Below are 20,574 nucleotides of genomic sequence, written 5' to 3' on the forward strand. Positions count from 1 at the left end.
CTAAAAATAAAAATTGACGTTTCACGTTGTTTGTTTCGTTTAGTTTTCAAAGTTCAACATCGCGTTTCAGCGACTTTTATAATATATCATAGTATATTATTTTCGTCAACAAGTTTTTTTCGATAACTTGTATCTCTCATTTGCTGACTCTGCCTATTATATAGGCTTTCTCTTCCCCATGCAAGTATTATTATAAAAAAATAAAGAGAGGGGAAATCCCCTCTCTTATTCTTCTGAAGAAACCTCTTCACTAGTTTCTTCCTCATCATCTTTTTGTGCTTTTGCTACCGTCGCTACCTCTTGTTCATCCTCTAATCGAATTAGACGAACACCTTGTGTATTACGTCCCATTTGAGAGATTTGATCAACCGGCATACGAATAATTACACCTGCGGCTGTAATTAACATAATGTCTTCTTCACCTGTTACAGATTTAACTGCTACTAATTTACCGTTCTTATCTGTAATGTTACAAGTTTTCAGACCTTTACCACCACGGCTTTGTAGTCGATACTCTTCAACTGGAGTACGCTTACCATATCCGTTTTTCGTTACGATTAAGACATTCGTATCTTCTTCAACAATTTCCATACCTACTACTTGGTCCTCTTCGCCTAGTGTAATAGCTTTTACACCAGCTGCATTACGGCCCATAGAACGCACATCTTGTTCATTGAAGCGAATTAACATACCGTTGCTTGTTCCTACGATAATATCTTTATCGCCAGATGTTAAACGTACAGAAATTACTTCATCTTCTTCACGAAGCGAAATTGCAATTAAACCGTTCGTACGTATATTTGCAAATGATGAAAGTGGCGTTCTCTTAGAAATACCTTGTTTCGTTGTAAAGAATAGGAACTGATCGTCACCAAATTCACGAATTGGAATAATGGCATTGATCCACTCACCCTTATCTACCCCTAATAGGTTAATAATTGGTAGCCCTTTTGCAGTACGACTATACTCTGGAATTTCATATCCTTTCGTACGGTATACTTTACCCTTGTTTGTAAAGAATAAAATATGATCATGAGTAGACGTTGTTAATAAATGTTCAACAAAGTCATCATCATTCGTACCCATTCCTTGCACACCACGTCCCCCACGGTTCTGTGTTTTGTACGTAGAAGCTGGTAACCTCTTAATATAACCGTTATGAGTTAACGTAATCGCAATGTTTTGCTCAGGAATTAAATCTTCATCTTCAATAAATTCCATACCGCCAATTGTAATTTCTGTTCGTCTCTTATCATTGAAACGCTCTTTTACTTCTGTTAACTCTTCACGAATAATCTCAAGAACTTTCTCTTCATCTGCTAAGATCGCTTTTAATTCAGCAATTAACTTCATTAAGTCTTGATATTCTTGCTCGATTTTTTCACGTTCTAATCCAGTTAAGCGTTGCAGACGCATATCTAAAATCGCTTGCGCTTGTTTCTCACTTAAACCGAAACGTTCCATTAAGCCTTGCTTTGCAATATCTGCCGTTTTTGAACTACGAATTAACGTAATAACTTCATCAAGATGATCTAAAGCAATTCGTAATCCTTCTAAAATATGAGCACGTGCCTCTGCTTTTTCTAATTCATAAGCAGTACGTCTACGTATTACTACCTTCTGGTGCTCTAAATAATGATATAAGTTTTGTTTTAAATTCAGTACTTGAGGCTCTCCATTTACAAGAGACAACATATTAATACCAAAACTTGTTTGAAGCGCTGTATGTTTATATAGGTTATTTAATAGTACATTTGCATTAGCATCACGACGTACTTCCATAACAATACGCATACCATTACGATCTGATTCATCACGTAAATCTGTAATACCTTCAATTTTCTTATCGCGAACTAATTCTGCGATTTTTTCAATTAATCGTGCCTTATTAACTTGATAAGGTAGTTCAGTTACGATAATAGATTGTTTACCGTTTGACTTCTCTTCAATTTCAACCTTAGCGCGAAGCATAATAGAACCGCGGCCTGTTTCATAAGCTCTTCGAATTCCACTTCTCCCTAAAATTAAACCTGCCGTCGGGAAGTCTGGCCCAGGAATATATTCCATCAATTCCGCGATAGTAATATCAGGGTTATGACTTAATGCCAGCACACCATCAATTACTTCGCCAAGCTGATGCGGCGGGATATTTGTTGCCATACCAACAGCAATACCTGTCGTACCGTTTACTAATAAATTAGGGAAACGCGCTGGTAATACAATCGGCTCTCTTTCCGAACCATCGTAGTTATCTTGATAATCAATTGTATTTTTTGAAATATCACGTATTAATTCCATAGAAATCTTAGACATTCTTGCCTCTGTATAACGCATTGCCGCTGCTGAATCTCCATCTACAGAACCGAAGTTACCATGTCCATCTACAAGCATATAACGTTGACTGAAATCTTGCGCCATACGTACCATTGTTTCATAAACAGCTGAATCACCATGAGGGTGATACTTACCGATTACTTCACCGACAATACGTGCTGATTTCTTATACGCTTTATCAGCTGTAATTCCTAAATCATTCATCGCATATAAAACCCTACGATGCACAGGTTTTAATCCATCACGAACATCTGGTAATGCACGAGATACGATAACACTCATTGCGTAATCTAAAAATGAGGTACGCATTTCATGACTAATATTAATTTCTCGAATTCGTGCTTGTTGTTGATTGTCTGACATCAACGAGCACCTCCTCTTACGTTTCCGTTACACATACATTGATTTATATGTAGAAGACAGGAATACTTAGATTCCTGTCATTACTCATTTAAATATCAAGGTTTTTCACGTATTTTGCATTCTCTTGGATAAAGTTACGACGTGGTTCCACTTTATCACCCATTAAAATTTCAAACGTTTCGTCTGCTTCTATTGCATCTTGAAGGGAAACTTGAAGTAACGAACGTACTTCTGGATCCATTGTCGTCTCCCATAGCTGAGTTGGATTCATCTCTCCAAGACCTTTATAACGTTGAATTCCTGGTTTCGGCTGGGCTGGTAGCTCAGCTAATATTTTTTCAAGTTCTTTATCGTTATAAGCATATTGAATTTTTTTACCTTGTTGCACTTTAAACAAAGGTGGCTGTGCGATATATATATATCCACACTCAATTATTTGACGCATATAACGATAGAAGAACGTTAATAATAGGGTACGAATATGCGCACCATCAACATCGGCATCAGTCATAATAATAACTTTATGATAGCGTGCTTTTTCAATATCGAAGTCTCCACCGATATTTGTACCGATCGCCGTAATAATTGTACGAACTTCATCATTTGATAAAATCTTATCTAAGCGTGCTTTTTCAACATTAATAATTTTACCCTTCAGCGGTAAAATTGCTTGGAAATGACGATCGCGTCCTTGTTTTGCAGATCCACCCGCAGAGTCACCCTCTACGATATAAATTTCACTAATTGCTGGATCCTTAGAAGAACAGTCTGCCAATTTCCCTGGTAAACTTGAAACTTCTAAAGCACTCTTTCGGCGAGTTAGCTCACGAGCCTTTTTAGCTGCTACACGTGCGCGTGCTGCCATCGTTCCTTTATCTACGATTTTACGTGCAACATTGGGATTTTCCAGTAAGAATTTTTCAAAAGCCTCTGAGAATACTGACTCCGTAATCGTTCTGGCTTCACTATTTCCAAGTTTTGTCTTCGTTTGTCCTTCGAATTGTGGATTTGGATGTTTAATTGACACGATTGCTGTTAAACCTTCACGAACATCTTCACCAGTCAAATTACTATCCGCATCTTTTAAAATGTTATTTTTACGACCATAATCGTTAATCACACGCGTTAGGGCAGTTTTAAATCCTACCTCATGTGTACCACCTTCATACGTATGAATATTATTTGTAAATGAGTAAATATGATTTGTATATCCTTCGTTATATTGAAGCGCAACTTCAACTTGAATACCATCTTTTGAACCTTCTACATATACAGGTTCTTCATGAATTGGTTGTTTTGAACGATTTAAATGTTCAACATATGATTTAATTCCACCTTCATAGTGGAACTCTTTCTTTTGCTTGTGTTCACGTTTATCTTCAATTGTTAATTTAATATTACGATTTAAAAATGCCAACTCACGCATACGAGTCGCTAGCGTATCGAATTCATATTCTGTCGTCTCTTTAAAAATTTCCGGATCCGGTTTAAAGCGAGTTATTGTTCCAGTTTTATCTGTATCACCGATGACTTTTAAGTCTGCAACTGGAATACCTCTTTCGTATTTTTGGTAATGGATTTTACCTTCACGATGTACAAATACTTCTAGTTCTGTTGATAAGGCATTTACAACAGATGCACCAACACCATGCAAACCACCAGAAACTTTATAACCGCCACCACCAAATTTACCACCAGCGTGGAGGACAGTCATAATAACCTCTACTGCAGGACGTCCCATTTTTTCTTGTATACCAACTGGAATACCACGTCCATTATCTGTTACAAGAATACTATTATCTTCTTCAATACTAACGTTAATTTCATCGCAATATCCTGCTAACGCTTCATCGATACTATTATCGACAATCTCCCATACAAGGTGGTGAAGTCCTTTCCCACTTGTAGATCCAATATACATACCTGGACGTTTCCGAACTGCCTCTAGTCCTTCAAGTACCTGTATCTGACTTTCATCATATGCATTTTCTTGCATTTGTTTTTGTTCCATTGACACAAAGATCACCTACTTTTCCATTTAAATAGGGGGTTATGCCCTATCTATTTCACAATCTACCGTGCCGTTTGTTACATGAATTGTTTTCGCGTCTTTTAATGTTTCGTGTTCAATTCCGTCGACACTCGTCGTTGTAACAAATGTTTGCACCTTTCCTTGAATTGTATTTAACAGATGTGATTGACGATAATCGTCTAATTCTGATAAAACATCATCCAGCAAAAGGATTGGATATTCTTTAACCTCTGAATAAATTAATTCAATTTCAGCTAATTTTAGGGATAGTGCGGTCGTTCGTTGTTGTCCTTGCGAACCAAAGACTTGAACATTTTTACTATTAACGAAGAATTGTAAATCATCACGATGAGGACCAATTAAAGTCGTACCACGGAAAATCTCACGTTGTTTCACAGATTGAAAACTTTCATAGTATACTTCTTTTATTTTCGACAAATCCATTGATTCTGATACATCTACACTTGGTTTATAGACAATTTCTAACTCTTCTAATCCACGGCTTATACCTCGATGAATCGGAGCTGCCCATTCCTGTAGCAAATGCAAAAATTCAAAACGTTTTTGCAGTATTTTTGCACCATGCTCAATTAGTTGAAGTGTAAATACATCCAACATCGTTTCCTCATTCTTACTATTCCCTTGCATCTTTTTCAACAAGTGATTTCGTTGCGTGAGCACCTTTTGATATTGACTTAATTCATACAAATATACAGGAGCTATTTGTCCTAATTCCATATCTAAAAAGCGTCTTCTTACTTGAGGGCTTCCTTTTACAAGATTTAAATCTTCTGGGGCAAACATGACAACGTTCATCACGCCAATATATTGACTTAACTTTTGTTGTTCAAGTTGATTTAATTTTGCCTTTTTACCTTTTTTCGAAATATTTAATTCCAAAGACAAAGAACTGTTTCTTTTTTGTAATTTCCCTTTAATTTGACCAAACTCTTCATCCCAACGGATAAGTTCGCGATCATTAGAGGTTCTATGAGATTTCGCCATCGCTAAAACATAAATAGCTTCCATCAAATTCGTTTTCCCTTGTGCATTTTCGCCGATAATTACATTTACCTTATCTTCAAAGGAAAGCTCTAATTTTTCATAATTGCGATAGTTTTTTAATTGTATTTCTGAAATAAACAAAGGGCTCCCCCTTTATGCCTGAACTTGGAAAGTTCCGCTGCCTGGAATTTCAATAATATCGTTCGCATATAGTTTGCGACCTCTTCTATTTTCAAGTTCGTTGTTCACGTACACTTCATATTCTTGTAAAAACCATTTTACAGCGCCACCTGTATCAATTACATCAGCTAACTTTAAAAATTGTCCTAGTGTAATATACTCTGTTGAAATTTCAATACGTTTCATAAAATCGCTCACTTTCTGAAAGTGTTCATTCTTTCATTGTACTAAATAAACTAACATTAGGAAAGTAATACCCAAAAATCAAATAAGGGTTACTAGCATCTTTAAACTAGCAACCCTTATTCCTTACCTAGTAAGTACGAACCGGTAAAATTAATTGAATAATTGATTCATCATTTACTGTACGAATTAAGAACGGTCTCATCGCCCCAGTAAAGCTAACTTTAATCTCTGTACTATCTAGAGCTTTTAATGCATCCATCATATATTTTGCACTAAAAGATATTTTTAACTCTTCTCCATCTACTTTTTCACATTGTACTTCTTCGACAACTTTTCCGATTTCTGGTGAATTCGAGGAGATTTCTAGCATTTCTTGCTCTAAAGTTGATAATTTGACAACGTTATTGCGTCCGTCTCTTGCTAATAGTGAAGCACGATCAATTGCTTGTAGGAATTCTTTTGTATTCACAAAAATATCCGTTTTACTCTCTGCCGGAATTAAACGTGTCGTATCTGGATAATTTCCTTCTAACAATCTTGAGAAGAATAATAAATGTTTTGTACGGAATAATACTTGATACTCTGTAATAACGATATCTACCATTTCTTCAGATTCATCTAGAATTTTACTTAATTCATTTAAGCTCTTACCTGGGATAACAACATTAGCTTGAAATTCATCTGCAATATTATGTCCATCGATTTTTGCTTTTCGAAGTGCCAATCTATGACTATCTGTTGCAATACAAGTTAACTCGCTGTTATATACCTTCCAGTTTACACCTGTCAAGATTGGTCTTGTTTCAGAAGTAGAAACTGCAAATACAGTTTGTCTGATCATATGCTTAAGTAAATCCGTTGGTATCTTAAATACATGATGTTCTTCAATCTGTGGTAATAACGGATATTCTGCAGAATCTAAACCATTTAAGTTAAACTCTGATTTTCCAGATTTTATTTTTGTCATAAAATGATTTTCCACAGAGATTTCGACAGTGTCTTTAGGTAGTTTTTTTACAATCTCACTAAAATATTTTGCTTGTAAAACAATGCTGCCTGATTGAGCTACTTCTACGATTTCTTTTCCGTCTTCTTCGACTGGAATAAACGATTCAATAGAAATATCAGCATCGCTTCCTGTTAATGTCACTCCTTCTTCAGTAGCGACAACTTTAATTCCTGTAAGGATGGGGATTGTTGTACGAGAAGAAACTGCCTTCATTACATCTTGTACACCTCTTACAAGATAGTCTTTTTGTATTGTAAAACGCATAAAGAAAAACCTCCGGTAAGTATAAGATTTTATTTAATTAATAAAGATAAAAAATAGTAGTAATAGTAATAGGGCTTGTGGATATGTGGATAACCCTGTTAAAGGATGTAAAAACAGTCTATCTACATGTGGATAGACTGTGCGTAAAACAAGGGAAGTTATTCACACTATTCAGCTTCTACTTTAAAATACCATTAATTTCTTCAACTTGCTTTTGTAATTGCGTATCTGTTTTTAATAGCTTAGAAATTTTTTCATGGGCATGGATAACTGTTGTATGATCACGTCCACCAAATTCTTCACCTATTTTCGGTAAAGAGGAATCCGTAAGTTCGCGTGATAAATACATTGCAATTTGGCGAGGAAACGCAACTGATTTTGTGCGCTTTTTCGCTTTAAAATCTTCTAATTTTACTTGATAAACGTCCCCGACAGCTTTTTGAATATCATAAATAGAGATAATTTTTGGCTTAGAATTTGGAATAATATCTTTAAGTGCTTCAGCTGCTAAATCAGCATTAATATCTTTGTTAATTAAAGATGAATAAGCTACAACTCGGATAAGTGCACCTTCTAGTTCACGAATATTCGAGTCAATTTGATTTGCGATATAAAGCATAACTTCATTGGGTATATCAAGCCCTTCAGCTTTTGCCTTTTTGCGTAAAATCGCAATTCGTGTCTCTAAATCCGGTGGCGTAATATCTGTAATAAGTCCCCATTCAAAGCGAGAACGAAGACGATCTTCTAAAGTCGGAATTTCTTTTGGTGGTCGATCACTAGAAATTACAATTTGTTTACTTTCTTCGTGTAATGCATTAAATGTATGGAAAAACTCTTCTTGAGTTTGTTCTTTTCCAGCAAGAAATTGAATATCATCTATCAATAAAACATCTACGTTGCGATATTTATTACGAAAATCAACAGCTTTATTATCACGAATAGAGTTAATAAATTCATTTGTAAATTTTTCTGATGATAAATATACAACTTTTGCATTTGGATTATGTTCAATTACATAATGACCAATCGCGTGCATTAAATGCGTCTTTCCAAGTCCCACTCCCCCGTAAATAAAGAGTGGATTATACGCTTTAGCTGGCGCCTCGGCTACAGCTAATGAAGCTGCATGGGCAAAACGGTTACCAGAGCCGATAACAAATGTATCGAATGTATATTTTGGATTTAACATGCTCTGTGGTAAATGAGCTGAATCATCTTGTGCTGGATTCCGCTTAACTGGAGGCAGATCAATGTCCTCTTCAGCTTGACTTTGGGGAATAATAAAGCGAATTGCTAATTTTGCCCCTGTTAAATCGTATAGTGTTTCTGAAATTAGTTCTGAGTAATGAGATTCTAGCCAGTCACGAGCAAATTCATTTGGAGCTGTAATCGTTAATACGTCTTTCTTCAAGTTATGAGCCGTTGTTGATTTTAACCACGTTTCATAACTAGGCTTACTTACCTTTTTTTCTAATTCTTTTAAGGCACTATTCCATAAATCAGAGATATTTTCCAAAGGTGTCCCTCCTTTACTAAGATGGTAAAAGAATAAGGTTGCGCAACAAATGTACAACCTGATAAATATAAAATGTATATTTATACGAAACGTATTTTAAAACCTAAAAACGTCGTTTGTATATGAGATAGGGTTTTCGACAAAAAAAGCGAATGTGGACAACTATTTACCCACATGTGATTAAAACTGTCCACATGTTATACACAAATTGTGGATAAGATAAAGGTGTGGAAAACTTATTCAAAGTGAAAACACAACTATAATATCAAAAATAAGTGGCTATAGCAATGAATTTAAGAAAGTTATCCACAAAATCAATACCTTGTGGAATAAACTTGTCCACAACACGATATACTGTGTAAAAGTGTGAAAAAAGTTTGTGGATATAAAAAACATGAAAAAACATTTATCCACAAGGAAATATAGGCACTGTGAAAAAGTATGTGAATAGGTTCAAAATGAATATTTAATGAAAATTTCTAGAACCATTGACATTTTCCTAGTTGATTAACTATAATTTATAAGACTGTCTTTAACAGATATTCCTCAGGGAGGTGTCATATAATGAAAAGAACTTACCAACCAAATAAACGTAAGCGCAGCAAAGTACATGGTTTCCGCAGCCGTATGAGCACAGCGAACGGACGTAAAGTGCTAGCAGCTCGTCGTCGTAAAGGAAGAAAAGTATTATCTGCGTAGACCACTGATCGTTCAGTGGTCTTTTTTTCTAATAATAGTGAATTTCCGCTGATGAAATACAGGAGTGTCAATTGATATGAAGAAAAAACATCGTATAAAGAAGAATGATGAATTCCAGGCGGTTTTTCAAAAAGGAAAATCAAATGCGAATCGTCAGTTTGTTGTATACCAATTAGATAAAGAAGAACAGCCAAACTTTCGCATCGGCCTTTCTGTTAGCAAGAAAATAGGAAATGCAGTAGTTCGTAACCGAATTAAGCGCATGGTCCGTCAGTCCCTTACAGAATTAAAAGATGAGATAGATTCTGGAAAAGATTTTGTTATAATAGCAAGGAAGCCTTGTGCAGAGATGACATATGAAGAAGTAAAGAAAAGCTTAATTCATGTCTTTAAACGCTCTGGTATGAAAAGAATAAAAAAGTAGCGTAAGGAAATGAATTACACTATATACATACCGATACAAGGAGGAGTAGGCTTTGAAAAAGAAATTAGGTTTACTAGCCATGGTTGTTGCATTAATGGCGATTGCCACCGGTTGTAGTGAAACGGGTCAGCCAATTACATCAAAAAGTACTGGGATTTGGAATGAATATTTCGTATATCCACTTTCTCAGTTAATCACGTATTTTGCCAACTTATTTAACAGTAATTACGGTTTAGCAATTGTTGTTACGACTCTTATCATTCGTTTTGCATTATTACCATTGATGATTAAACAAACGAAGAGTACAAAGGCAATGCAAGCGTTACAACCAGAAATGGTGAAGTTAAAAGAGAAATATAGTTCTAAAGATCAAGCAACACAGCAAAAACTACAACAAGAAATGATGCAGTTATATCAAAAGAATGGTGTAAATCCATTGGCAGGATGTTTACCGATATTTGTTCAGATGCCTATTTTATTCGCGTTTTATCATGCGATTATGAGAACAACAGCCATTAGTGAACATACATTTTTATGGTTTGATTTAGGACAGGCAGATCCGTTCTATATCTTACCGGTTGTTGCAGCAATTACGACATTTATTCAGCAAAAGCTTGCAATGGCAGGAACAGCTGGTCAAAATCCGCAAATGGCAATGATGCTTTGGCTTATGCCGATTATGATTTTAATCTTTGCAATTAACTTCCCAGCTGCATTATCACTTTACTGGGTTGTTGGTAATATCTTTGGTATTGCTCAAATGTACTTTATCAAAGGGCCAGAGATTAAGGCTAGTAAAGCTGGAGGCTCAAGCAAGTGAGTGTAATTACTGCTAAAGGACAAACCGTCGAGCTGGCAGTAGAGGATGCTTTAAGGCAATTAAATACATCGAAAGATCGAGTAGATATAAATATTGTCGATGAGGGAAAAAGAGGATTCTTAGGTTTATTTGGGAATCGTCCTGCAGTAGTAGAAGTTGTATTGAAGAAAGATCCAATTCAAGAATGTGAAGAATATTTAAGAAATATTATTCGCGATATGGGTGTGGAAGTTGAGATTAGTAAAATTGTAAAAGGACGCGAAGTTGAATTTACAATTTCTGGTGATGATGTAGGTGTTTTGATTGGAAAAAGAGGTAATACATTGAATTCTTTACAGTATTTAACAAAACTTGTTGCGAATCGTAATACGAAGCAGTATATCGGTATTACACTGGATGCTGAAAATTATCGTAGTAAAAGAAAAAGCACGTTAGAATCGCTTTCTTATCGATTAGCGAAACAAGTATCTAATACGAAAAAAAGAGTTGTTTTAGAACCAATGCCATCTTTTGAACGAAAAATTATTCATCAGTCATTATCAAATCATCAAGGTATCAATACAACTTCTGAAGGAAATGAACCACATCGGCATGTTGTAATATCTCCTAAATGACCGGTTGCTCAAATGAGTGCCGGTTTTTTTGAGGGAAAAATAGATGTGGATAACTAAAAAACACTAAACTTATCCACTGTGAATAAGTTTAGTGTTTTTTACATGGGGACATAATAAAATGAGTTATTCTTCTTTTGTAGATAGGTTCGTTATGGTATCCTAATAATTTAGTGAAAGAAATAATCATGTTGAAATAGAGATAAATAAGCAAGTGAGGTGAAAGGACATGGAATTTGATACAATTGCTGCGATTTCCACAGCGCTTGGAGAGGGTGCAATTGCCATTGTTCGAGTAAGTGGGGATGATGCGGTTGAGAAAGTTGACCGTATTTTTAAGGGGAAGGATTTAACAGGGGTTCCTTCTCACACTATTCATTATGGTCATATTGTTGATTTAGATACAAATCAAGTTATTGAAGAAGTTATGGTGTCTATTATGCGCGCACCAAGGACTTTTACACGTGAAAATATAGTGGAAATTAACTGTCATGGTGGACTTGTTTCAGTAAATAAAGTATTGCAACTTATTCTAGCGCAGGGAGTACGATTAGCAGAACCGGGTGAATTTACAAAACGTGCTTTTTTAAATGGACGTATTGATTTATCACAGGCAGAAGCTGTTATGGATTTAATTCGAGCAAAAACAGATCGTGCAATGAATGTGGCAATTAATCAAATGGAAGGGCGATTATCTAAATTAATCGGTCGCCTACGTCAAGAAATATTAGAAACACTAGCTCATGTTGAGGTAAATATAGATTACCCAGAATACGATGATGTAGAAGAGATGACACATAATATTTTAATTGAGAAGGCGACACATGTTCGTTCGGAAATTGAGAAAATATTGGAAACATCAAAACAAGGGAAAATTTTACGTGAAGGTATTGCTACAGCAATTATCGGTAGACCTAACGTTGGGAAATCATCGTTATTAAATAGTCTTGTTCAGGAGAACAAGGCAATTGTAACTGATATTGCAGGAACAACTCGTGATGTTATTGAAGAGTACGTTAATGTGCGTGGTGTACCTCTTAAACTTATAGATACAGCCGGTATTCGTGAGACAGAAGATGTTGTTGAACGAATTGGTGTGGAGCGTTCAAAAGAAATGATGAGCCAAGCAGATTTAGTATTAGTTGTTGTCAACTATAGCGAAGCTTTAACAAATGAGGATGAAGATCTATTCCGTGCGGTACAAGGAAAAGACTTTATTGTTATTGTGAATAAGACTGATTTACCGCAAGCGATTGATATGGAACGTGTTACAGAGTTAGCCGCGGGAAATCGTGTTATTACAACATCCTTAATTGAGGAACAAGGAATAGATGAACTCGAAAAGGCAATAGCTGATTTATTCTTTGAAGGAACAATCGATTCTGCAGATATGACATATGTTTCTAATGCGAGACATATTGGATTATTAACACAAGCAGGACAAACAATTGGTGATGCAATTGATGCGATTGAAAATGGTGTACCAATTGATATGGTACAAATTGATTTAACAAGAACGTGGGAAATACTTGGTGAAATTACTGGTGACACAGTCCATGAAAGCTTAATTGACCAGTTGTTCTCTCAATTTTGTTTAGGAAAATAATATAGTGATGTTGTAGAAAGATAGAGATTATTAGGAGGAATAAACAATGGGATACAATGCCGGTTCATACGATGTCATAGTAATCGGTGCAGGTCATGCAGGATGTGAAGCAGGTCTTGCGGCAGCACGAATGGGCTCAAAAACATTAATGTTAACAATTAACTTAGATATGGTAGCATTCATGCCATGTAACCCTTCTGTTGGTGGACCAGCAAAAGGGATTGTTGTTCGTGAAATTGATGCATTAGGCGGAGAAATGGGACGTAATATTGATAAAACTCATATTCAAATGCGTATGCTAAATACAGGTAAGGGACCAGCTGTACGTGCACTTCGAGCGCAAGCTGATAAATTCTCTTACCAACATGAATTGAAGAAAACAATTGAAGAGACACCAAACTTAGCGTTGTTCCAAGGAATGGTAGAGCGTTTAATCATTGAAGATGGTGTATGTAAAGGAGTAGTTACACAAGCTGGTGCAGAATATACAGCAAAAACTGTTGTAATTACGACTGGAACATTTTTACGTGGCGAGATTATCATGGGCGACTTAAAATATTCGAGCGGTCCAAATAATCAGCAACCGTCTATTACATTATCTGAGCATTTAGAGGAGCTTGGATTTGATCTTGTTAGATTTAAAACAGGAACACCTCCGCGTGTAAACAGTAATACAATTGACTACAGTAAAACAGAAATCCAACCAGGTGATGATAAGCCGCGTGCGTTCTCTTTTGAAACAACGAAATTTATTATGGATCAAATTCCATGTTGGTTGACATATACAAGTACGGAAACACACCGTTTAATAGATGAAAATTTACATCGTTCAGCTATGTATTCTGGTATGATTAAAGGAACAGGCCCTAGATACTGTCCTTCTATTGAAGACAAAGTAGTAAGATTTAATGATAAACCACGTCATCAAATTTTCTTAGAGCCCGAAGGGCGTAATACACAAGAAGTATATGTACAAGGTTTATCCACAAGCTTACCAGAAGATGTACAACGTGACATGCTTAGAACAATTCCAGGCCTAGAAAATGTTGAAATGATGCGTACAGGTTATGCAATTGAATATGATGCAATTGTGCCAACACAACTATGGCCAACACTTGAAACGAAAAAGATTAAAAATTTATATACAGCAGGACAAATTAATGGAACTTCTGGTTACGAAGAGGCGGCAGGACAAGGGCTTATGGCTGGGATCAATGCGGCATGCCGTTCTTTAGGTAAAAAAGAAGTTGTTTTAGGTCGCGAGGATGCTTATATTGGTGTCTTAATTGATGATCTTGTAACGAAAGGTACAAATGAACCATATCGTTTATTAACGTCTCGTGCAGAATACCGTCTATTATTACGCCATGATAATGCCGATCTTCGTTTAACTGAGGTTGGTCGTGAAATTGGATTAATTAAAGAAGATCGCTATGAGCGATTTACAAATAAAAAATTACAAATTGAACAGGAAAAGGAACGTTTAGGCAGCATTATTATTAAACCACGTCCTGAAGTTCAAGAATTAATTCGTAGCATTGGTGGAAGTGAATTGAAAGACGGAATACGTGCAAGTGATTTATTACGTCGTCCAGAGATGACATATGAGCATATTCATCTTTTAGTACCAAGTGAAGTAGAATTAAGTGATGAAGTTACAGAACAAGTTGAAATTCAGATTAAGTACGAAGGATATATCGAAAAATCTTTACAGCAAGTAGAGCGTATGAAGAAAATGGAAAACAAAAAAATTCCTGTGGATATTGATTATGATGCGATTTCTAGCATTGCCTCAGAAGCTAGACAGAAATTGAAAGATGTTCGTCCACTTTCAATGGGGCAGGCTTCACGTATTTCTGGCGTAAATCCAGCGGATATTTCCATTTTACTTGTGTATATAGAACAAGGAAAAATTGCGCGCGTATCGAACCAATAAATAGTAAGGAGATATTGCTAGATGAACATAGAACAATTTCAATCTATGCTAGAAGAGAAGGGAATCACCCTCTCTTCTAGACAGTTAGAGCAGTTCAAAATCTACTTTGAAACATTAGTAGAGTGGAATGAAAAAATGAACTTAACGGCTATTACAGAAAAAGAAGAAGTATATTTAAAACACTTTTTTGATTCCATTACAGCTGCTTTTTATTATGATTTTTCAAAACCATTCTCAATTTGTGATGTTGGTGCAGGGGCTGGATTCCCAAGCATTCCTTTAAAAATCTGTTTCCCGCAATTGAAAGTAACAATTGTAGATTCATTGCAAAAACGTATTAATTTCTTAAATCACTTAGCACAAAAATTAGAATTAAGTGACGTTGCATTTTGTCACGATCGTGCTGAAACATTTGGGAAAAAAGAAGGTGTACGTGAATCATACGATATTGTAATGGCACGTGCAGTTGCGCGTCTTTCTGTATTAAGTGAGCTATGTTTACCACTTGTGAAAGTTGGAGGAACATTCATTGCAATGAAAGGTGCAGCAGCAAACGAAGAAATTGAAAATGGTAAGTATGCTTTAGAGGTTCTAGGTGGAGAGTTAAAAGAGATGTTTACGTTCCAATTACCGTTTGAAGAAAGTGAACGTAATATTTTATTAATCGAGAAAAAGCGCAAGACACCAAAGAAATATCCACGCAAACCGGGAACACCCAATAAATTACCTATTGAAAAATAAATCTTATTAGACGTAAGATTAAATTATATAAATGAAAACGTAAATGTTTCATAGGAAACATTTTATGTAGAATAGTCAATAGGCCTAAAAGGTGGTGGAATATGTATGAAAAATACGTTTTCTCGTTTATTTGGCTTTGGAGATAAAGAGAGCGAATTCGAATTACAAGACGAAAGCCATGAAGAAATAGATAAAAAGGTATATGAAGAAATACAAGAAATTCCGATAGTAAATATTACTCCTAACCGTTATCAACCACGAACAGTTTTTGACGATGCGCGTATTGAAGAGCTAGCATTAACGATTCGTACACATGGACTTATTCAGCCGATTGTTGTAAGGAAATATGAGGATGATAAGTACGAGATTATTGCTGGAGAGAGACGTTTTCGCGCAGCAACAAAGTTAGGTTGGGAAAAGGTTCCTGCAATTATAAAGAACTTAAATGATACAGAGACAGCTTCTGTAGCTTTAATTGAAAACTTGCAACGTGAGGAACTAACGGCAATCGAAGAAGCTGTGGCATATCAAAAGCTGATTGAGTTACATAATTTAACACAAGAAGCATTGGCACAACGACTTGGAAAAGGACAATCCACAATCGCAAATAAGTTGCGATTGTTAAAGTTGCCTGAAGAAATAAAAAGTGCATTATTAGAAAAAAGTATTACAGAACGTCACGCCCGCGCTCTAATTCCTTTAAAAAATGAGGAATTACAACTGAAGGTTTTACAGGAAATTGTGGAGAAACAACTAAATGTAAAGCAAACAGAAGAAAGAATTGCGAAGTTACTAGAGGAAGCAAAACCGAAGCGTAAGGCAAAGCAAAAAGCAGTAAGTCGAGATACGAGGATTGCTATGAATACAATTAGGCAATCTTTACAAATGGTTACTGAAAGTGGTTTGAATGTTAATTCTGAGGAAGAAGAATTTGATGAGTACTATCAAATCACAATTAAAATTCCGAAGAAAAAATAATAATGGCGTGTTAGAGACCTTATCCTATCGGAGAGGTCTCTTTTACTATATTTTCTTGTTAAATGAAGAAGGAGTTTAGAAATAAATTTTGAAGTTTAATAAAGGACGTAAAAGAAAAACTTTTATTTCATGTTACAATAAACGTAATTATTACTAGAATAAGATAGAAAGGTTGAAAGTAGGTGACATCATGGGAAAAATCATTGCTATTGCTAATCAAAAAGGCGGTGTTGGAAAAACAACAACATCTGTTAATTTAGGGGCTGGATTGGCACAAGTAGGTAAAAAAGTCCTTCTTGTAGATATTGATGCTCAAGGAAATGCAACGACTGGTGTGGGAATTGAAAAATCTGAATTAGATCAATGTATTTATAATGTTCTTGTAGAAGATGCAGATGTTCAAGGGGTTATACGGAAAACCGCAACTGAAAACTTAGATGTTCTACCCGCTACAATTCAATTGGCTGGTGCTGAAATTGAATTGGTACCGACTATTTCCCGGGAAGTACGTTTGCAAAGAGCATTACACCCAGTTCGTGATGAATATGATTATATTATTATCGACTGTCCTCCGTCCTTAGGGTTATTAACGATTAATGCATTAACAGCAGCAGATTCTGTTATTATTCCTGTACAGTGTGAATATTACGCACTAGAAGGTTTAAGTCAGCTCTTAAATACAGTTCGACTTGTACAAAAACATTTAAATAAAAATTTAGCAATTCAAGGTGTATTGTTAACGATGTTGGATGCTCGTACAAATTTAGGGATCCAAGTTATAGATGAAGTGAAAAAGTATTTTAGGGATAAAGTGTATCGTTCAATTATTCCGCGTAATGTACGCTTGAGTGAGGCTCCAAGTCATGGGAAACCAATTATGCAGTATGACGCTAAATCAAGAGGAGCAGAAGTATATATAGATTTAGCAGAGGAAGTGATTGCAGGTGGCTAAAGGATTAGGAAGAGGAATCAATGTGTTTTTTCCTGATTTAGATGTGAAAGAAGAGGAAACGATTCAGGAAATCCTTGTAACTGAATTAAGACCAAATCCATATCAACCGCGTAAACACTTTAATAAAGAGGCGATTCAGGAATTAGCAGTTTCGATTAAGGAACATGGTATTCTACAACCATTAATTGCTAGGAAGAGTATTAAAGGCTATGAAATCGTTGCAGGTGAAAGACGATATCGTGCTGCAAAAGAGGCTGGTTTAGAAAAAGTACCTGCGGTCGTAAGACAATTGACTGAACAACAAATGATGGAATTTGCTTTGCTTGAAAACTTACAACGAGAAGATTTAAATCCAATGGAAGAAGCAATGGCATATCAAATGTTAATGAATGAGCTCAATGTAACGCAAGAGCAATTAGCTAAACGCCTTGGCAAAAGTAGACCATACATCGCAAATTATACAAGGTTATTAAGCCTCCCTTCGTTTGTGCAAGATATGATTGCGAATGGTCAGCTTTCAATGGCTCACGGGAGAACCTTGCTTACGATAAAAGATGAAGAACAATTGAAGTCCTTATTGAAGCGAATCGAAAAAGAAGGATTAAATGTTCGGCAATTAGAGAAAATTGTCCAAGAGATTAATCAACGCGTTTCACGTGAAACAAAACAAGTGAAAAAAGAGAGAAACATATTCTTTGTAGAACGTGAAACGTTTTTAAGGGAAAAGTTTGGTACAGATGTAAAAATTAAAGAAACAAAAAAGGAAAAAGGTAAAATCGAAATTGAATTTTTTAATAAAGAAGATTTAAATCGCATTTTAGAATTACTATCACAGAAAAATTAAAAAGCAAACCATCTTATTATTTATAGATGGTTTGCTTTTTTTAATGCGGATAATTTTTGATCCGTCTCTTTTATACTTTGTGCGATTACATCAGCCATTTTCATGACTAAACTTAATCTTGTATTTTGAAGAACGAAAAACTCCATAAACCCATTCAGATTGACGATACCGTGTATATGCAAATCACCAACTGCAGGTAATTTCTTATTCATCGCAGCTCCAGGTTTACTAGGTCCCTTTCCGGTAGTGATTGACCCAATATTTTGGGACTTTCCTAAACATGCATCAACAGCAATTATAAATGCAGTAGGATTTTCTTTCTGTATATTCTGAATTTTCTCTTCTAAATTTAGCGCATGTACTGGCTCATCTAGTGTACCGAATACTTGGAAGTTTTTTATTTCTATTTGCTCAAGTTTTGTACCAACTAATGGGCCGAGTGCGTCACCTGTAGAACGATCTGTTCCGATACAAACGAGAATGAGTGGTATATTAGTTTTAATAGGAATATGGGTAAGTAAGAAATTACTGATTATCTCAGAGGCTTCTAGATCCTGGTGCATAACGTTTTGAGTTTCTTTCTCAAAGAAAGGTAAGCGAAAACTTCCAATATTCATGAAGCACCCATCCTTTTAATAAATTTTCAATATATGTTATATGGTGAGGAAAATGGAAAGCTATAAGTGCGTAATTTTTGCAAAATGTGAATGAAAACGGAAATAATAGTACTAGTATATATATATTTGTTCCATTTTATACCTGGATAGCGGGGATAAAATAGGATTAAAATTATAAAATTTTTTCAGCAATTAGGGGACTTCTGATACAATAATAAGGATAACTAAAAAGAAATTTTAGCTAGAGAGGTAGAGGTACATGGATTTATTAACGAAGTGGTTTAATTCTACGAAACAGTATTTATTAGATGCTGATCGTTGGGCTCATATTGGAGTTGCGACATTAAAAATATGTATTATTTTAATAATTGGTGCAGTTGTTGTGCGGATTGCAAGAGCGGTTGTACGAAATGCGTTTCGCATGGGGAGTCGTTCTCCAATTCAAATTTCAGAACGTCGTACAGTTACAGTAGCAAAATTGCTTGAAAATATTGTAGCGTACGTTGTTATGTTTATTATGTTAATTGCGATTTTGGGCGTGTTTGATATTAATGCATCAGGTTTATTAGCGGGGGCCGGGGTAATTGGTTTAGCAGTCGGATTTGGTGCTCAAAGTTTAGTGAAAGACGTTATTACAGGTTTATTTATTTTGCTAGAAGATCAATTTTCAGTTGGTGATTATGTTAAAATCGGTCAATTTGAAGGAGTCGTTTTAGAAATTGGACTTCGTACAACGAAAGTAAAGAGTTGGACAGGTGAAATTCATACTTTACCAAACGGAAGCATTATTCAAGTTACTAACTACTCAGTTAGTAATAGTGTAGCGTTTGTTGATGTATCTATTTCATATGAGGCTGATATTGCGAAAGCAGAGCAAGTTATTGAAGATTTATTAGTAGAGTTACCTGCAAAGTACGAGAAAATGGTAACAACGCCTCAATTATTAGGTGTGCAAACATTGGCTGCCTCAGAAGTTATATTACGTGTTATTGCTGAAGTAGAGCCGATGCAACATGGAGTTATTGCAAGGGCACTTCGTAAAGAGATTAAAAATCGTCTAGATTTACATGGAATTGAAATTCCATATCCACGTATGGTTTTATATAATCGTGAAGAATTGGTTAGTGGAAAAGCAATTTAGTATGGAGAGGAGTTTGGAGAGTGGAGCAAAATCAATATAACTTGTACGATGTTGTGGAAATGAAGAAAGCCCATCCATGTGGTGAGAATCGCTGGAAAATTATTCGTATGGGAATGGATATCCGCATTAAGTGCGAGGGATGTGACCATTCGGTAATGATTCCTCGAAGAGAGTTTGATCGTAAAGTAAAAAAAATACTTGTGAAGCACGAAGAATAGAGGGAGAGTAACAGTTACGGTGGGTAACTGTTACTTTTTTTCGTTTGGCGGAAACTTGTCATTTTTTTCGTTACTATCTATAATGATGAAAGATT

The 20,574-nt window shown here is 35.6% G+C and carries 19 protein-coding genes; 12 read left to right on the plus strand and 7 right to left on the minus strand.

Going from position 1 to position 20,574, the window contains the following annotated elements; genetic code table 11:
• Positions 1-225: 225 nt before the first annotated feature.
• The 6 genes from gyrA to dnaA form a co-directional block, all read right to left on the minus strand.
• A complete protein-coding gene (gene gyrA / locus COK05_RS06680) occupies positions 226-2,697 on the minus strand; it encodes a DNA gyrase subunit A (protein WP_098611960.1) in 2,472 nt (823 codons plus the stop codon).
• Positions 2,698-2,785: 88 nt separating this feature from the next.
• Positions 2,786-4,708 carry a DNA topoisomerase (ATP-hydrolyzing) subunit B gene (gene gyrB / locus COK05_RS06685; RefSeq protein WP_098611961.1) on the minus strand — a complete coding sequence of 641 codons (1,923 nt, stop codon included), beginning with the start codon at positions 4,706-4,708 and terminating at the stop codon, positions 2,786-2,788.
• A gap of 39 nt (positions 4,709-4,747) precedes the next feature.
• Positions 4,748-5,875, minus strand: a complete 1,128-nt coding sequence (recF, locus tag COK05_RS06690; protein WP_000470755.1) for a DNA replication/repair protein RecF — start codon at positions 5,873-5,875, stop codon at positions 4,748-4,750.
• A 12-nt stretch (positions 5,876-5,887) separates the two neighbouring features.
• The gene (yaaA, locus tag COK05_RS06695; RefSeq protein ID WP_098611962.1) at positions 5,888-6,100 is read right to left on the minus strand and encodes a S4 domain-containing protein YaaA; all 213 of its coding nucleotides are present in this window, start codon (positions 6,098-6,100) and stop codon (positions 5,888-5,890) included.
• A 127-nt stretch (positions 6,101-6,227) separates the two neighbouring features.
• A complete protein-coding gene (dnaN, locus tag COK05_RS06700; RefSeq protein WP_098611963.1) occupies positions 6,228-7,373 on the minus strand; it encodes a DNA polymerase III subunit beta in 1,146 nt (381 codons plus the stop codon).
• 178 nt (positions 7,374-7,551) lie between these two features.
• Entirely contained in the window at positions 7,552-8,892 is a 1,341-nt protein-coding gene (gene dnaA / locus COK05_RS06705; RefSeq protein WP_000428018.1) for a chromosomal replication initiator protein DnaA, read from the minus strand.
• 564 nt (positions 8,893-9,456) lie between these two features.
• On the opposite strand from dnaA, the gene rpmH reads away from it, so the two are divergent.
• From rpmH to spo0J, 10 genes are all read left to right on the plus strand, one after another.
• Positions 9,457-9,591, plus strand: a complete 135-nt coding sequence (gene rpmH / locus COK05_RS06710) for a 50S ribosomal protein L34 (protein WP_000831901.1) — start codon at positions 9,457-9,459, stop codon at positions 9,589-9,591.
• 76 nt (positions 9,592-9,667) lie between these two features.
• On the plus strand, positions 9,668-10,015 hold the full coding sequence (gene rnpA, locus COK05_RS06715) for a ribonuclease P protein component (RefSeq protein WP_098611964.1): 348 nt from the start codon (positions 9,668-9,670) through the stop codon (positions 10,013-10,015).
• 52 nt (positions 10,016-10,067) lie between these two features.
• On the plus strand, positions 10,068-10,835 hold the full coding sequence (gene spoIIIJ, locus COK05_RS06720; RefSeq protein ID WP_098611965.1) for a YidC family membrane integrase SpoIIIJ: 768 nt from the start codon (positions 10,068-10,070) through the stop codon (positions 10,833-10,835).
• Positions 10,832-11,449, plus strand: coding sequence for an RNA-binding cell elongation regulator Jag/EloR (gene jag, locus COK05_RS06725; protein WP_098611966.1), 618 nt, complete (start codon positions 10,832-10,834; stop codon positions 11,447-11,449). The genes spoIIIJ and jag overlap by 4 nt, the downstream gene beginning before the upstream one ends.
• Positions 11,450-11,675: 226 nt before the next feature.
• Positions 11,676-13,052, plus strand: coding sequence for a tRNA uridine-5-carboxymethylaminomethyl(34) synthesis GTPase MnmE (gene mnmE / locus COK05_RS06730; RefSeq protein WP_098611967.1), 1,377 nt, complete (start codon positions 11,676-11,678; stop codon positions 13,050-13,052).
• Positions 13,053-13,098: 46 nt separating this feature from the next.
• Positions 13,099-14,988, plus strand: a complete 1,890-nt coding sequence (gene mnmG, locus COK05_RS06735) for a tRNA uridine-5-carboxymethylaminomethyl(34) synthesis enzyme MnmG (RefSeq protein WP_098611968.1) — start codon at positions 13,099-13,101, stop codon at positions 14,986-14,988.
• Positions 14,989-15,009: 21 nt separating this feature from the next.
• Positions 15,010-15,729, plus strand: a complete 720-nt coding sequence (rsmG, locus tag COK05_RS06740; protein ID WP_098611969.1) for a 16S rRNA (guanine(527)-N(7))-methyltransferase RsmG — start codon at positions 15,010-15,012, stop codon at positions 15,727-15,729.
• Positions 15,730-15,834: 105 nt separating this feature from the next.
• Positions 15,835-16,707 (plus strand): nucleoid occlusion protein, encoded by an 873-nt coding sequence (gene noc / locus COK05_RS06745; protein WP_098611970.1) that lies wholly within the window; start codon positions 15,835-15,837, stop codon positions 16,705-16,707.
• 190 nt (positions 16,708-16,897) lie between these two features.
• Complete coding sequence (gene soj, locus COK05_RS06750; RefSeq protein WP_098611971.1) at positions 16,898-17,659, plus strand: sporulation initiation inhibitor protein Soj; 762 nt, start codon at positions 16,898-16,900, stop codon at positions 17,657-17,659.
• Positions 17,652-18,503 carry a stage 0 sporulation protein Spo0J gene (spo0J, locus tag COK05_RS06755; protein ID WP_098611972.1) on the plus strand — a complete coding sequence of 284 codons (852 nt, stop codon included), beginning with the start codon at positions 17,652-17,654 and terminating at the stop codon, positions 18,501-18,503. Before soj ends, spo0J begins: the two co-directional genes overlap by 8 nt.
• Positions 18,504-18,523: 20 nt before the next feature.
• Here spo0J and yyaC read toward each other — a convergent pair whose 3' ends face one another.
• Positions 18,524-19,120, minus strand: a complete 597-nt coding sequence (gene yyaC, locus COK05_RS06760) for a spore protease YyaC (protein ID WP_098611973.1) — start codon at positions 19,118-19,120, stop codon at positions 18,524-18,526.
• Positions 19,121-19,379: 259 nt separating this feature from the next.
• Here yyaC and COK05_RS06765 point away from each other — a divergent pair, with 259 nt between their 5' ends.
• Positions 19,380-20,261: a mechanosensitive ion channel family protein gene (locus COK05_RS06765; RefSeq protein WP_098611974.1), complete on the plus strand. Its 882-nt coding sequence runs from the start codon at positions 19,380-19,382 to the stop codon at positions 20,259-20,261.
• A 20-nt stretch (positions 20,262-20,281) separates the two neighbouring features.
• Entirely contained in the window at positions 20,282-20,479 is a 198-nt protein-coding gene (locus COK05_RS06770) for a DUF951 domain-containing protein (protein ID WP_098611975.1), read from the plus strand.
• Positions 20,480-20,574 lie beyond the last annotated feature (95 nt).

Origin of the sequence: Bacillus cereus, assembly GCF_002567495.1 — a bacterium.
GTDB lineage: Bacteria > Bacillota > Bacilli > Bacillales > Bacillaceae_G > Bacillus_A > Bacillus_A cereus_AQ.

Bases quoted from the DNA above. Each gene is read 5' to 3' on its own strand.
- yaaA (WP_098611962.1), bottom strand. From the start codon at position 6,100: ATGAAACGTATTGAAATTTCAACAGAGTATATTACACTAGGACAATTT.
- COK05_RS06765 (WP_098611974.1), top strand. From the start codon at position 19,380: ATGGATTTATTAACGAAGTGGTTTAATTCTACGAAACAGTATTTATTA.
- gyrA (WP_098611960.1), bottom strand. From the start codon at position 2,697: ATGTCAGACAATCAACAACAAGCACGAATTCGAGAAATTAATATTAGT.
- dnaN (WP_098611963.1), bottom strand. From the start codon at position 7,373: ATGCGTTTTACAATACAAAAAGACTATCTTGTAAGAGGTGTACAAGAT.
- rsmG (WP_098611969.1), top strand. From the start codon at position 15,010: ATGAACATAGAACAATTTCAATCTATGCTAGAAGAGAAGGGAATCACC.
- mnmE (WP_098611967.1), top strand. From the start codon at position 11,676: ATGGAATTTGATACAATTGCTGCGATTTCCACAGCGCTTGGAGAGGGT.
- soj (WP_098611971.1), top strand. From the start codon at position 16,898: ATGGGAAAAATCATTGCTATTGCTAATCAAAAAGGCGGTGTTGGAAAA.
- yyaC (WP_098611973.1), bottom strand. From the start codon at position 19,120: ATGAATATTGGAAGTTTTCGCTTACCTTTCTTTGAGAAAGAAACTCAA.
- gyrB (WP_098611961.1), bottom strand. From the start codon at position 4,708: ATGGAACAAAAACAAATGCAAGAAAATGCATATGATGAAAGTCAGATA.
- rpmH (WP_000831901.1), top strand. From the start codon at position 9,457: ATGAAAAGAACTTACCAACCAAATAAACGTAAGCGCAGCAAAGTACAT.
- mnmG (WP_098611968.1), top strand. From the start codon at position 13,099: ATGGGATACAATGCCGGTTCATACGATGTCATAGTAATCGGTGCAGGT.
- noc (WP_098611970.1), top strand. From the start codon at position 15,835: ATGAAAAATACGTTTTCTCGTTTATTTGGCTTTGGAGATAAAGAGAGC.
- rnpA (WP_098611964.1), top strand. From the start codon at position 9,668: ATGAAGAAAAAACATCGTATAAAGAAGAATGATGAATTCCAGGCGGTT.